The sequence below is a fragment of the Empedobacter sp. ULE_I140 genome (assembly GCF_053482575.1).
Window position 1 is genome coordinate 72855 of sequence record NZ_JBQMTX010000001.1, and the last position, 15621, is coordinate 88475.

Annotated in this window: 9 protein-coding genes and 1 tRNA gene; 3 read left to right on the plus strand and 7 right to left on the minus strand. The window is 33.5% G+C overall.

The window, feature by feature from the left end:
• Positions 1-42: 42 nt before the first annotated feature.
• The 3 genes from ACTS9J_RS00350 to ACTS9J_RS00360 all read right to left on the minus strand — a co-directional run bounded on the left by ACTS9J_RS00350 (position 43) and on the right by ACTS9J_RS00360 (position 4202).
• Complete coding sequence (locus tag ACTS9J_RS00350) at positions 43-2202, minus strand: SurA N-terminal domain-containing protein (protein WP_219034264.1); 2160 nt, start codon at positions 2200-2202, stop codon at positions 43-45.
• Between the two features lie 114 nt (positions 2203-2316).
• Positions 2317-2916, minus strand: a complete 600-nt coding sequence (lptC, locus tag ACTS9J_RS00355; RefSeq protein ID WP_221855718.1) for an LPS export ABC transporter periplasmic protein LptC — start codon at positions 2914-2916, stop codon at positions 2317-2319.
• Positions 2917-2918: 2 nt separating this feature from the next.
• Positions 2919-4202 (minus strand): OmpP1/FadL family transporter, encoded by a 1284-nt coding sequence (locus ACTS9J_RS00360; protein ID WP_260392519.1) that lies wholly within the window; start codon positions 4200-4202, stop codon positions 2919-2921.
• A gap of 247 nt (positions 4203-4449) precedes the next feature.
• Here ACTS9J_RS00360 and ACTS9J_RS00365 point away from each other — a divergent pair.
• Positions 4450-4522, plus strand: a tRNA-Phe gene (locus tag ACTS9J_RS00365).
• Between the two features lie 143 nt (positions 4523-4665).
• Here the strand turns inward: ACTS9J_RS00365 and ACTS9J_RS00370 are convergent.
• Both ACTS9J_RS00370 and ACTS9J_RS00375 read right to left on the minus strand, forming a co-directional pair.
• Positions 4666-6930 carry an aconitate hydratase gene (locus tag ACTS9J_RS00370; RefSeq protein ID WP_125349916.1) on the minus strand — a complete coding sequence of 755 codons (2265 nt, stop codon included), beginning with the start codon at positions 6928-6930 and terminating at the stop codon, positions 4666-4668.
• Between the two features lie 204 nt (positions 6931-7134).
• Positions 7135-9897, minus strand: a complete 2763-nt coding sequence (locus ACTS9J_RS00375) for a bifunctional aconitate hydratase 2/2-methylisocitrate dehydratase (protein ID WP_219034265.1) — start codon at positions 9895-9897, stop codon at positions 7135-7137.
• A gap of 718 nt (positions 9898-10615) precedes the next feature.
• Here ACTS9J_RS00375 and argH point away from each other — a divergent pair.
• Both argH and ACTS9J_RS00385 read left to right on the plus strand, forming a co-directional pair.
• A complete protein-coding gene (gene argH, locus ACTS9J_RS00380) occupies positions 10616-11917 on the plus strand; it encodes an argininosuccinate lyase (RefSeq protein ID WP_219034266.1) in 1302 nt (433 codons plus the stop codon).
• A 225-nt stretch (positions 11918-12142) separates the two neighbouring features.
• Positions 12143-12361, plus strand: coding sequence for a hypothetical protein (locus tag ACTS9J_RS00385; protein WP_219034267.1), 219 nt, complete (start codon positions 12143-12145; stop codon positions 12359-12361).
• Positions 12362-12437: 76 nt separating this feature from the next.
• Here the strand turns inward: ACTS9J_RS00385 and ACTS9J_RS00390 are convergent, their stop codons facing one another.
• Both ACTS9J_RS00390 and ACTS9J_RS00395 read right to left on the minus strand, forming a co-directional pair.
• A complete protein-coding gene (locus tag ACTS9J_RS00390; RefSeq protein ID WP_416410397.1) occupies positions 12438-14303 on the minus strand; it encodes a GNAT family N-acyltransferase in 1866 nt (621 codons plus the stop codon).
• Positions 14304-15545 (minus strand): aspartate kinase, encoded by a 1242-nt coding sequence (locus tag ACTS9J_RS00395; protein WP_219034269.1) that lies wholly within the window; start codon positions 15543-15545, stop codon positions 14304-14306.
• Positions 15546-15621 lie beyond the last annotated feature (76 nt).

The following is a 15621-nucleotide window of genomic DNA, read 5'->3' on the forward strand; positions in this document are numbered from 1 at the left end:
AATAAGTTTGGGAGTTTTTTATTATAAGAAATTTTTTAAATCTTAACGTAAAGCTCTATCGCGGTTATCAACCACATCAGCAGCTTGAATCAATGATTGTAACAATGTTTGTTGGAAACGTCCTTGTAATTGACGGTTTAAATTATCCAAAATCATTGAACCTTTTTGATTCTTTTGAATTTGTTGGTTTGAAGGAATAATGTAGAAAACTCCAGCATTTCCTGCAATCGCTTTAGAAGATTGATTTGGTTTTACACCAAACGCAGCTCCTACAACTTTAGGCTCTAAACCAATTCCAGTTAAATTAGAATTAGAGAAGTTAACCGTAGCATTTCCTTTTTTCGCTCCGAATTTAGATGCAAAAGCATTCAATCCACCGTTTGCAACTTGCTCATCAACCAATTTAGCAATTTTTTCGTGCATCAAAACTGGCTCTACATATTGACGAACAACACTTGGATGTGCTAAACCTTTGTCAAATTTTTCAACTAAATGAACAACGATGTAATCTCCTGTAGAAGATGTAAACAAGTTTGTTGCTCCTTTATCTGTTTTCTTGTCAAAAGCCCATTTTAAGATATCTCCGTCCTGATCGTTTGGAATATCTTGACCAATTGCAGCATAACGCTCAATTCCTTCTGTTGTATTATTTAAATAACCACCTTTTTTCGCAGTATTTTTGAAATCATTCAATGATTTTCCTTCAACATTCTGAACATATGTTCTTGCATTTGTAAATGCTTTTTCTGTTGTCGCTTTAGAAGGCTCAATTGTTTTTACAATGTTTGCAACTTGATAAGCTGTTTTGTTTTTCGCATCATCAACTTTGATGATATGGAACCCAAATTGAGATTCTACCAAATCAACTGTTCCAACTGGTTTTGTAAAAATAAATCCATTGTAAGTTTGATCTAATTGATTGTTTTTTCCAACCCAACCAATGCTTCCTTTTTGTACAGCAGATGATTTATCATCAGATTTTGTTGAAGCTACTTCACCAAAAGAAGCTGGATTAGCTTTTACTTCAGCTAAAATTTGCTCAGCTAATTTTTTTGCTTCGTCTTTTGTACGTTTTACTCCGTTTCCAGCAGCACTTCCTGTATAAGAAACTAAGATGTGACTAGATTTTACAGAATCTTTTACTTCTTTCGATTTCGAAAGTTTGTATAATTGGTATGTATTTCCAATTTTGAAAGGTCCACCAATTTGTCCAACTGTAGCAGTTTTCAAGAAGTTTGTAGCTTCTGGTCCTAATTGAGCTTGTTCCAATTCTGCTTTTGTAAAATAATTTGGAATAAATGGTTTCTCAGAATTTTGAGTCACATAAACCGAATCACTTTTTGCAGAACCAAATGCTGCAATTGTATCTGTAACATTGTTTACTTCGTCATGAACAATTTGAGTTGACAGATACTTTTTGATGTTTGCTAAAGCAACAGCGTCATCAGCAGTCGAAGCTCCAGCAGGGAAATAAGTGTAACTTAATTTTACTAAACCTTCTGCTTTGAACAATTTTGGATATTTCGCTTCGTAAGCAGAAATTTCTTCGTCTGTTACTTTTACATTTAATTTTTTAGCCAAAGTTGCATAATCAACAAATGCATACTGAATATTTGCATTCGAAATATTGTATCCTTGTTGAATATCCGCTTCTTTACCTGTAACCGCTGTACCAGCCATTACATAACCAAAATATTTTTGAGATAAAATCTGTAATTTTATTTGTTCAGCAGTTTGCAACCAACCTCTATATTGTTGTTGCGCTTCTGGGCTTGATGCCGCATTCGCTTCTAATTGAGCAATCTGTTGTTGTGCTTCTGCACCAGATGCCATTCCGAAGTTTTGAGCTGTATAGCTCCAAAATTCATCATCAGAAACTTTTAAACCTAATTTTTCAGCATGTTGTTTCAACACTTTCTGACTAACTAAGCTGTTCCAAGTTTGTTGAGCAATTTGATTTGGAGTTGCAGTTTGACCTTGATTTTCGTACATCTTTTGTGTTTGATCGTACGCACTCTGATATTCTGCAATACCAATAGGTTCTCCGTTCACTGTACCAACTACAGACGGATCTCCAGTAAATAATTGTTTTATTTTTGAATTCTCTCCGAATAAATCTCCTGCAACGAAAGCTAACATTGCAACTCCGATTACCACGAAGATCAGCCAAGTTTTTTTACGAATTTCTCCTAAAACTGCCATTGTTTTATTTTAATGTTATTTCTATAATAGGTGGCGAAAATACGACAATACATTGAATAATAAAATAGAAGAAGCGACAAGTATGCGCTTTTTTGTTAATTTTTTTAACGCTCTTTAGAATTTTTGATTATCATCAACATACTTAAATCCTTGATTATTGAATAAAGTATAGGTTTCTAAATCGTCAGTAGCTTGCAAACCGTTTTTCGCTGTTAACGAATCGCCTTCCTTGCTAATTAAGTAAACTTCTTTCGATGTATAAACTGTTTTATTTTTCTTATTCCAAAATAATTGCTCGCTTTTCAACGAATCACCTTTCTCATTTACGATAATTACATTTCCTCTACCTTCGTAGATTCCTGTTACATCACTTAATCTTCCCCAATCTGCCTGAAAATAACCTGGTTTCACACTTCCTTTTTGATAAAAGTCAAGGTTTAAACCTTTTCTAAAAATCGTGTAAGGAGAATCTACGGTTGTATATTCTTCGATTAATGGTGAACGCAAATTACCCGAAATTCTTCCAGAATCTTTGTTGATAATATTTGCATTGATAAGTGTGCGTGTTGGGAATTCTACCTTCTTTTTACTGATAGGAGGAAGTTCTTTTTTACAAGAAAAAAGCAAAACGAAAACGCTAATCAGACCAAATACAATACTCGGTTTAATTAAAACTTTTTCGTTTGCTTTTTTATACAATTTTTGTTTGTCCAAAATTAGTCAATAACTCTTTTTCTAAACCAAATATCGTTAATATCAAATCCAACTTTAACTCCTAAATAATTTTCTTTGATTAAGTTGTTTGTTGTTTTTCCTTTTTGTCCGTACTCTAACGAAATATTCATCATAGAGCCATCATTTTGTTTTCCAATTGGAAATCCAAAACCTAAAGTTGCTCCATAAGCATCAATATCTGTTCCGTGAATAGAATACTGAGCTGATTGATAATACATCCCAGCGCGATACGTTACACGATTAAAATAACTTTTGTAACTGTTATAATCTGGAATCCAATATCCTCCAACTGCCAAACGTACATTGTTTTTGTAATCTACTGCAGAAGACATTGTAGTATTTTGACCTTCTAATGGTTGAGAGAAATCTTTCCAATTATTATATTTCGCTTCTACAGCTAACGACCACGTATTATCTTTAGAATATGATGCTCCTAAAGTAAATTGTTGTGGAATCTTAGTTTTTCCATTATCAATTCTAATAATAGAAATTGTATCTACAGAAGATTGTGTTGTTCCGATATATGTGTAAGAAGTTGTAAGATCTGTCACATCTGTTCTTAACTTAGTTCCTAATGTATAAGTAGCACCAATGTTTAAATTGTTATTTTTTCCAATTTTCTTCGTATACATAGATCCTAACGTAAATTGAGCACCACGATAGTTCGATTTATCGCTATAATCTACAGCTAAACTTGCTCCATCTACAGCTAAAATCTCGTTACGTTGCAACTCTCCGAAAAGATAATTAACACGCAAACCTAAAGAAAATCCTTTTGAAAGATTTCTTGAATAAAAAGCATGAAGACTATTTAACCCTCCATCACCTTTCATCTGTACAGTTTGTTTGATATTATTTTTCTCAGAAGTATTCATAATATCATATCCCAACGCTGTGTAAGGTTGAAAACCAACTCCGAAACTTCCTTTTTCACCAACTGGAAAAGCCAATGAAATATTAGAAACATTGAAACGACCTGCATTTTCTTTATCTGTTCCAGATTTGAAATTATAATTAGTTCCACTTCCACTTGCATTGAAAGTTGTCATACGCAAGTTTTGGTTTGCTGCAGGATTCGAAAAATTCGCACTTTGTCCAAAAGGATTCGTAGGAACCGTTGAGATACCGCCCATACCAGCTTGTTCAGTATTATTATCAAACAATTGCTCCCCTACTCCGTATGCCGAATAAGGTGAAACTGATATTGACTGAGCTTTTATTGTTACCACGCTAAATAGTGATAAACTACAAATAATCCACTTCATTATGAATGTATAATAGAATTCTAAGACGCAAATATGATGATTTGTTGCGAATTGTAAAAATTAGATTGCAAAAATGAGTTGTTAAATCTCTATTAAAATATTAAAACCACTCATTTTTTGCAAAGATAAAAATATTTTAAAATTTATTTCTCGGTAAATGAACAAGATAGCTTTTTCGTCTAAAAAATATTTTAAATAATGTTTGGTAGAACGGATTTTCGCTCTATATTTGCATCACAATTAAGGCGGTGCCTTAGCTCAGTTGGTAGAGCAAAGGACTGAAAATCCTTGTGTCCCTGGTTCGATTCCTGGAGGCACCACTGCTTAAAACCTCAATCAAATGATTGAGGTTTTTTTTGTTTTAGTATTTCAAATGTTAATAATATCTTAAAAAAAATATTTTCAATTAAAAAAAGCCGATGTAGAAATACATCGGCTTTTACTTTTTATGTTGAAATAATTATTACGCTTGTTGCGCTTTAATTAAATTTAATGCTGAACCAGCTTTGAACCATTCAATTTGTTGTGTATTGTATGTATGATTTGCTACAACTAAATCTTTAGATCCATCTGCATGAACAAACTCGATTGTTAAAGGTTTTTCTGGCGCAAATTCCGTTAAATCAATAAAGTTGATTGTATCATCTTCTTGTACTTTATCATAATCTGCTTTGTCAGCAAATGTCAACGCTAACATTCCTTGCTTTTTAAGATTTGTTTCGTGGATACGTGCAAAAGAACGTACTAAAACTGCAACAGCTCCTAAATGACGTGGTTGCATCGCCGCATGCTCACGAGAAGAACCTTCTCCATAGTTTTCGTCACCAACAATTACAGAAGGTACACCTGCCGCTTTATATGCACGTGCAGTATCTGGAACTGGTCCGTATTCTCCTGTTAATTGATTTTTAACTGAATTTGTTTCTTGGTTGAATGCATTTACGGCACCAATCAATGTATTATTCGAAATATTATCTAAGTGTCCACGGAAACGTAACCAAGGTCCAGCCATAGAAATATGGTCAGTTGTACATTTACCAAATGCTTTGATTAATAATTTAGCTCCAGTAATATTTTCACCATTCCAAGGTTTGAAACCTTCTAATAATTGTAAACGCTCAGAATTTGGATTTACGATCACTTCTACACGAGAACCATCTTCTACAGGTGCTTGATATCCATTATCTTCATAAGCATAACCTTTTGTTGGTAATTCCTCTCCTTTTGGAGCATCTAACATTACTTCTTCACCAAATTTATTGATTAATTTATCTGTTAATGGATTAAAATCTAAACGTCCAGAAATTGCAATCGCCGCAACCATTTCAGGCGATGTTACGAAAGCATATGTATTTGGATTTCCGTCCGCACGTTTTTTGAAATTACGGTTGAATGAATGAACGATTGTATTTTTTTCTTCTTTATCCGCACCTTCACGATCCCATTGACCAATACAAGGTCCACAAGCATTTGTAAAGATAACCGCATCTAAATCCTCGAAAGTTTTTAATAAACCATCACGATCCGCAGTATAACGAACTACCTCAGAACCAGGATTAATTCCAAAAGATGATTTCACTTCTAAACCTTTATCTAAAGCTTGTTGCGCAATCGAAGCTGCACGTGTTAAATCTTCGTAAGAAGAGTTTGTACAAGACCCTATTAATCCCCATTCTACATCTAAAGGCCAACCATTAGCTGCAGCAGTTTCTTTCATTTTAGAAACTGGTGTCATTAAATCTGGCGTAAAAGGACCATTCAAACGAGGCTCTAATTCAGATAAGTTAATTTCAATTAATTGATCATAGAAGTTTTCTGGATTTGCATAAACTTCATCATCAGAACGTAAATAAGATTTGTGAGCATTTGCAGCATCAGCAACATCATTACGATCAGTCGCTCTTAAATATCTTTCTGAAGCATCATCATAAGCGAAGATTGAAGTTGTTGCTCCAATTTCTGCACCCATATTACAAATTGTTCCTTTACCTGTTGCAGATAAAGACTCTGCTCCTTCTCCAAAATACTCTACAATTGCTCCTGTTCCACCTTTTACAGTTAAACGTCCAGCAACTTCTAAAATAACGTCTTTTGGAGCAGCCCAACCAGATAATTTACCCGTTAATTTAACTCCGATTAATTTTGGCATTTTTAATTCCCAAGCCATTCCAGACATTACATCAACAGCATCAGCACCACCAACACCAATTGCTACCATTCCTAATCCACCTGCATTTGGCGTGTGAGAATCGGTACCAATCATCATTCCTCCTGGAAATGCATAGTTTTCTAAAACTACTTGGTGAATAATTCCTGCTCCTGGTTTCCAGAATCCAATTCCATATTTATTAGAAACTGATTCTAAGAAATTAAATACTTCTGAAGATTTATTGATTGCCTCTTGTAGATCGGTTTTTGCACCAACTTTAGCTTGAATCAAGTGATCACAGTGAACCGTAGAAGGAACAGCCGTTTTGGTTTTTCCAGCTTGCATAAATTGCAACAAAGCCATTTGAGCAGTTGCATCTTGCATTGCTACACGATCTGGCGCAAAATCTACATAAGATTCTCCTCTTGTATACGCTTGTGTAGGTTTTCCGTCAAACAAGTGAGCATATAAAATTTTCTCTGAATAAGTCAAAGGGCGACCTACGATGGCTTTCGCAGCATCTACACGTTCTTGCATTTTTGCATAAACGCCTTTAATCATATTTATATCAAATGCCATAATAATTGATTTATTTAATTGGTTTTAATTTATCAAAAAACATACCCCAATATACTGAATTATTTGTAAACTACTAACTCTTTACCGTGCTAATAATCTTATTTAAAACAATTCTAACTTATTTATTTGCAATATTATATATTTATCACAAAAAAAGGCTAACACCGAAATGTTAGCCTTTATTATATCATTTTCTACAAACAATTAGTTCATTGAAATTGGTTTAAACTTTGTTAAGTTAATACCTTCAACTGCAGTTTTGTACTCTTCGATAGAAGGAATACGTCCTAAAATCGCTGATAAAACAACTACTGGAGTTGATGCTAATAAAGATTCTCCTTTTTTGCCATCACGGTCTTCAACCACACGACCTTGGAATAAACGTGTAGATGTCGCCATTACTGTATCTCCTTTTGCTGCTTTTTCTTGGTTACCCATACATAAGTTACAACCAGGACGCTCTAAGTACATAATGTTTTCGTATTCTGTACGTGCAGTAGATTTTGGTAATAAATCGCTAAACTCAAATCCTGAGTATTTTTGTAACATTTCCCAATCACCTTCTGCTTTCAATTCGTCGATAATGTTGTAAGTAGGTGCAGCAACAACTAAAGGAGCTTTAAACTCAACTTTACCATTCGCTTTTTCTACGTTACGTAACATTTGAGAAACGATTTTTAAATCGTCTTTGTGAACCATACAAGAACCTACGAAACCTAAATCTACGTGTTTATCACCTCCATAGTAAGTTAAATCGCGGATGGTGTCGTGTGTATAACGTTTAGAAACGTCAGCATTGTTTACGTCTGGATCGGCAATCATTGGCTCTTCGATAATATCTAAGTCAATTACAACTTCCGCATAATATTTAGCATTTGCATCTGGAGTTAAAGCAGGTTTAGCCCCCGATTTAATTTCTTCGATACGTTTGTTAGCTTTGTCGATTAATCCTTGTAACACTTGGTTTTTGTTATCCATTCCTTTCTCGATCATGATTTGGATACGAGATTTTGCAATTTCTAACGATTGGATTAATGTATCATCTTGAGAAATACAGATAGATGCTTTCGCTTTCATTTCTGCAGTCCAGTCTGTAAATGTAAACGCTTGATCCGCTAATAATGTACCGATGTGTACCTCGATGATACGACCTTGGAATACATTCTCACCATCAAATTGTTTCAACATTTGAGCTTGAGTAGCATGAACTACATCACGGAAATCCATATGTTGTTTCATCTCTCCTTTGAATGTTACTTTTACAGATTCCGGAATTGGCATAGACGCTTCACCAGTTGCTAAAGCTAAAGCTACCGTACCTGAATCGGCACCGAAAGCAACACCTTTAGACATACGTGTGTGTGAGTCACCACCAATAATGATTGCCCATTCGTCAATCGTGATATCATTCAATACTTTGTGGATAACGTCAGTCATTGCATGATATTCACCTTTAGGGTCACGCGCTGTAATTACACCGAAATCATTCATAAATTTCATCAATTTAGGAATATTTGCTTGTGCTTTTTTATCCCAAACTGAAGCTGTGTGACATCCTGATTGATAAGCACCATCTACTGTTGGAGCAATCACTGTAGCAGCCATTGCTTCTAACTCTTGCGATGTCATCAAACCAGTTGTATCCTGAGAACCTACGATGTTTACTTTAACACGAACGTCAGAACCAGCATGTAAAACTTTTCCTGGAGTAGATCCAACCGCATTGTTATTGAAGATTTTTTCAACCGCAGTTAAACCTTGACCATCATTTGAAATCTCTTTTGAAGGAGCGAAAACCACAGGAGCTTCGATACCTAAAGTTTGAGCAGCAAATGTTTGGATTTTTTTACCAAAAACGATTGCGTAAGAACCACCCGCTTTGATAAATTCCATTTTTTGAGGAGTCAATGATCTTGAAATATCAATTAACTCTTGATCTCCGTTGTATAATTTTTGCGTTTTTGTATTGATTGTTAAAACAGTACCTGTAGCAACTGAATAAACTTCTTCTAAAACAGGATCCCCCGCTTCGTTACGAACCACATCTCCGTTTGCATCAACTTGTTTTTTCCAGTTTTTCAAATCGATTCCGATACCTCCTGTTACATCAACAGTTGTTAAGAAAATTGGAGAAATTCCGTTTGTACCTGCAACAATTGGCGCAATATTTACGAAAGGAACGTAAGGCGATGCTTGTTTTCCTGTCCATAAAGCCACGTTGTTAACACCTGACATACGAGAAGAACCTACTCCCATTGTACCTTTTTCAGCGATTAACATCACAGAAGCATCTGGATGTTGCGCTTGTAACGCTTTAATTTCAGCTTGAGCAGCAGGTGTAATCATACATTGACCGTGCAATTCTCTATCAGAACGAGAGTGCGCTTGGTTACCTGGAGATAATAAATCCGTAGAAATATCACCCTCAGCAGCGATGTACGTTACTACTTTAATTTCTTCTGCAACTGCTGGCAATTCTGTAAAGAACTCTGCTTTTGCATAACTTTCTAAAATATCTTTTGCGATTACATTTCCTGCATTAAAAGCATCAGCTAAACGAGCTGTATCTGCATCGTATAAGAAAACTTGTGTTTTAAGAACTTCAGCAGCTTGTTTTGCAATTGCTTCATCATTTCCTAAAGCTAAGTCCAAAAGAACCTCGATAGATGGTCCTCCTTTCATGTGAGATAACAATTCGAATGCAAATGTTGGTGTAATTTCAGCAACTGTAGCTTCTCCTAAAATAATCTCTTTTAAAAATTTTGCTTTTACACCTGCAGCAGAAGTTGTTCCTGGCAACGTGTTATAGATAAAGAATTTAACAGAATCCTCGCGGTATTCGTTGTTAACATCTTTAATTTGATTAATGATTTCACTTAGTAATTCTGCACCATCAATTGGTTTTGGATGTAAACCTTGACCTTTTCTTTCTTCAATCTCGTTAAGATACTCTTGGTAAAGACTCATAATTATCTATCTTTTCTTTTTAATATTAAAGATTGTTTAAAACCAAGCTACTTACACCTGATTTCATCCAATCAAAATGAATTATATAATAACACTTCGCTGTATCGTCACATCTTATGCAAAAATTATTTTCAACAAAAATCATTTTTGGCATAGGTAACCACTGTTATCAGAATACAAACTAAGTATGTAATTTTTTCGAAGGGTAATTTTTAATAATTTAACTCACACAAACTCAACACTCATAAGCATTTGAGTCAGAGTATTATTCTAAAACTTACATTAACAATCATCTAAACAAATACGCGTTTAGCTATAAATTGGTACACAAAATTACGTTTATAGTAAAGATTTTTCATCAAAGAATGATATATTTTAGTTATATTTCAATAATTTAGAATTATTATAAAAAAGGTCTAAATTTCACTTTAACAATGTTTTAAACGTAAATAAATAGAAGTTAAAAATTAAAAGGTTCTTAAAATATCAACTCCATAATTTTTGGGTCATTTTTTTACGAAATTGAATTATTTCGAAATATTAATAAACATTCAATAATCAATCTTTCAAAATGCTATCAATCGTCTAAACATTCTCAAAAAACAATCAAAAATATTCAATATGAATAAATATTTATGATTATTAATAATTATACAAGTTTAATGAGATATTATGCAACTTTTTACTAACTTTGCGCCCTTAATTCATTATTATAGATATGAAACTTTGGGATAAAGGTTTTACCATTAATGATAAAATCGAAAAATTTACTGTTGGAAAAGACAGAGAATTAGATGCTCATCTTGCGAAATACGATGCATTAGCGTCGAAAGCGCAGGCAAATATGCTGGCAAAAACAGGTTTGATTACCAATGAAGAAAATGATGCGTTGCAAATTGCTTTGGATGAAGTTTTGGTTCTGATTGCGGAAAATAATTTCGAAGTCGACGAAAATTTCGAAGATATACATTCAAAAATTGAAGCTTATTTAATTGAAAAAACTGGCGATGCTGGAAAAAAAATTCACGTTGCACGTTCTCGAAATGATCAAGTTTTGGTTGCAATTCAACTTTTTAAGAAAGAGTATTTAAAACATACAACTGAAAAAATTGTCAATTTAATTGAGATTTTCTTACAAAAAGCAGACGAATTCAAGAATCATCAATTACCAGGATACACACATTTTCAGGCGGCAATGCCAAGTAGTTTTGGAATGTGGTTTTCGGCATATGCAGAAAGTTTGTTGACGGATTTATACTTTTTTGAGGCTGCATATAAAATTTCTGATCAAAATCCTTTGGGTTCTGGTGCAGGTTTCGGAACAAGTTTCCCAATTGATCGTTTGCAAACAACACAAGAATTAGGTTTTTCAGAAATCTTAGTTTCTTCTGTTGGTGCACAAATGCTTCGTGGAAAAACAGAAAAATCTGTCGCAACAGCTTTGGCAATGATTTGTGGAACGTTGTCTAAAATGTCGTACGATTTGGTTTTATACAATTCACAAGATTTAGCTTTTGTGAAGTTGCCAAACGAAATGACAACAGGTTCATCGATTATGCCGCACAAGAAAAACCCAGATGTGTTTGAGTTAACTCGTGCGCATTGCAATAGAATTCAGGCGTTGCCGAATGATATTATGATGACGATCAATAATCTTCCAAGTGGATATCACCGTGATTATCAAATATTGAAAGAAATATTATTCGAACCAATGATGCAATTTGATAATATTATTGACATCTTAACATTTGCGATTCCTCAACTTCAGATTAAAGATAACTATATGAATCAGGATAAATATGATCCGATTTATACCGTTGAAAATATTAATGAAGCGATTAAGAATGGAACACCTTTCCGTGATGCTTACAAAGAAGTTGGTTTATCTGTAGAAAATGGAACATATATACCACACAAAGAATTTCAGACTTCGCATATCGGAAGTATTCATAATTTGAGATTGGATTTAATTTCAAATAAAATCGAAAAATTCAAATTAGAAGCACAAGTTTTAAAATAAACACTTGTAATAAGTCAAAAATCATCCTCAAAATTATAGAATTTGAGGATTTTTTTGTCTTATAAATTTTATAATTTCGGAAAATATAAACGTTTAAATAATTGTAATTCTATATTTTGTAAAATAAAAAATGTTTTACAAAATAATTACAATCATTTTTTATTATATCAGGTCAAAATCATTCTAACTTTGACATATCAAATTAATCGATTAAAATTTAAAAAGATGAAAAAATTTTTCGCAGTAGTTGCAGTAGCAGCTTTATCATTAGGAGCAGTATCTTGTGGAGAGAAAACTGAAGAAGCACCAGTAGAAGAAGCACCAGCAGTTGATTCTTTAGCTACAGCAGCTAACGATTCTACAGCAGTTGATTCTACAGCAGTTGCTCCAACTGATTCTACAGCAGTTGCTCCAGTAGCTGATTCTACAGCAGTTGCTAAATAATTTATAGCGAAGCTAAAATATAAATGCGCTCAACTAGGTTGAGCGCATTTTTTATGTTATAAATTCATCATGAATCTTAAAGTAGATTTCCGTCAAATTTTCCTGATTGTATTTTTTTATCAAGTTCTGCTTGAATATCCTCTAAAACAGGGCGAACAGTAGATTCTGGAATATCAGAAACTCTAATATACATTAAGCCATCAATTGCATCATTAAATTTTGGATCAACATTGAAAGCAATCACTTTTGCGTTTTGTTTGATGTATTTCTTAATCAAAACAGGTAATCTCAACATATTTGGCTCAAGCTCATCAATTAACTTATCAAATTTATTCAAATCAGCTTCAGATTCATCGAAAATAAATTCTTTATCTTCCTCTTTCAGCTTAACCTTAAACTCATTTTTTGCTCTCACATACTGCGCTACAGTAGAATCGTAATAATGAGATTTCATAAATTCGATCATCAAAGATTTTGAGAAATCAGAAAACTGATTACTAATACTCACTCCTCCAATAATAAATTTCTGATTTGGATTTCTCAACGTTACATGCACAATTCCTCTCCATAATAAGAACAATGGCATCGGCTTTTGTTGATATTCAGCTGAAACGAAAGCACGTCCCATTTCGATACATTTCTTGAAAAATGGATGAATTTCTGGATCAAAATTGAATAATTCATGAACATAAAATCCATTAATTCCATATTTTTCATACACTTCCGAACCAATCGCCATACGATATGCTCCAACAATTTTATTCGTATCCTTATCCCACAAAAATAAATGGTGATAATGATTATCAAATCGATCAAGGTCAATTTCATCATTTGTACCTTCACCTATCGCACGGAATGTTATCTCGCGTAAACGACCAATTTCCCTTAATATATTTGGAATTTGTTGAGCTGTAGAAAAGAAACATTCGTAATTATTATTTGTAAACAATAATGCTTGTTCATCTTTTCGTAAAGTTTCAATATCTTGAATTAATAAGTCTAAAGCTGTTTCCGAAATAATCGGCTTAACCTTTTTACTAGAAGAAGATAAGCTTGGTAAATTCGGCATTTTCAACTCAATATTCGAAGGGTTTTTCAATACTTGAGTTAAACTTCTTTTTTGTTTGTAATAAGACGAAAGCATGTATGTTTTCTTTCTCAAAAACTCAGAATAATCTTCTATAGACACATGCTCGTCTTGTTGTTTTTGTAAAATTGGTTTTCCAATACGAATCTGAATTGGTCGTGTTCTTTTCTTCATCATTTCAGCTGGCAACATTGCCGTTTGAAAATCTGGATGAATCTTCGCTACACGGTAAAAAATATTACTATTTCGCGCTCTAAAAAACATTGGAACAACAGGAACTTTCGCTTTTTTGATCAACTTCATCGCTGATTCTTGCCATTCTCTGTCAATAATTCTACTTTCGTCATCTCGATAAGAAACTTCTCCCGCAGGAAAAATCCCTAAACAACCTCCAGCTCTTAACAATTTTAATGCATCGCGCATTCCTGAAAGGCTACTGTATGCATCTTTACGTGTTTCGAAAGGATTAACTGGAATAATCATAGGTTCTAATGGTTTAATTTTTTGCAATAAAAAATTACCCATTACCTTGAAATCAGGACGAATTTTTGACATAAAATGCATCAAAATAATTCCATCCAACGCTCCAAGCGGATGATTAGAAATAATAATAAAAGGTCCTTCTTTTGGAATACGTTTTAAATCTTCTTCATGGATTTCGTAATCCATTCCCAAATCATCAATCAAATAATCCAAAAAAGGTTCGCATTGCAAATGCTTTCCACGATTGTACAAATCGTTTAACTGATCTATACTGAAAACTTTTTTCAATGCCCAAGCTACAGGCCTTCCTAAAACACCAATTTTAGAAAGACCCGAAGCTGAATAGATATCTTGTGTCGTGATTAAACTCATTTAAGCTTTAACAACTATTTGTAATGTTTCGCGTACTGTTTGTCGCAATAATTCTTTTTCTTTTGAAACAACTTTGTCAGAATCTGCATCAAAATGGCGAATTGTGTACAATAAAACATTGTTTTCTTCTTGCACTTTATACTCTTCGTTCATATCTGCAACAAACTTTTCTAAGTTGTCATATTTATCCTCCAAACATAAAGATAATGAAATTGCTGAATTTTGCATCAAATTTACTTTGATTTGATAATCATATAGTTTATTAAAAATTCCGCTCAATTTATCTTCTGTAATAAAAGAGAAATCTTTACTTGATAAACGAATCAAATGTTGCTCTCTTTTTAGGATAAAACAAGGTACTTTCGGATCTAATGGTTGACCTTTCGCTACCTCTGTTCCTGCTTCTGTAGGATTAATAAATGATTTTACGAAGAAAGGAATTTCTTTTTGTTGAAGCGGCTGTAACGTTTTCGGGTGAATAACAGATGCACCATAATACGCCAACTCTATTGCTTCTTCATATGAAATATGATTTAACAGCTCAGCATTATCAAAATAACGTGGATCAGCATTCAAAACTCCAGGAACATCTTTCCAAATCGTCATGTTATCCGCATTTAAACAATAAGCAAAAATCGCCGCAGAATAATCTGAACCTTCACGCCCTAAAGTTGTTGTGAAAAAGTTAGGATCAGAACCTAAGAAACCTTGGGTAATAAACAAACCTGTGTTTGGTAAACGTTTAATACTTTCTTCTGTTAATGCCCAATTTACTTTTCCTTCACGATATGTATTATCTGTTTTGATATAATCGCGAACATCTAACCATTCGTTATTAATTTGTATCGAATTAAGATACATACTGATGATTTTTGTCGAAATTAATTCTCCACAACAAACCACTTGATCATACACATAGCTATAATTTGGTGATTTGTTACGTCTTAAAAACGAAACAATATCATCAAAAAATTGCGAAATTTCGTTCGAAACCTCAGCTGGATTATCAAATAATTCCGTGGCTAAAGCAATGTGTTGTTCTTTTACTTCGTTAATTGTTTTTTCGAAATCTTGTTTTTCAAAATAGCGTTTGACTACCTCTTCCAATGCATTTGTTGTCTTGCCCATAGCAGAAACAATGATACATGTATTTTCGTAACCAACAGATTGCAATAAACTCGCAACATTTCTAACGCCGGCTGCATCTTTCACCGAAGCACCACCGAATTTGAAAACTTTCATTTCTATAAAAACTTTTTTTTGTAAATATTTAACTTGCAAATATAACCAAACTACACTTTATATGTTGACCGATTTT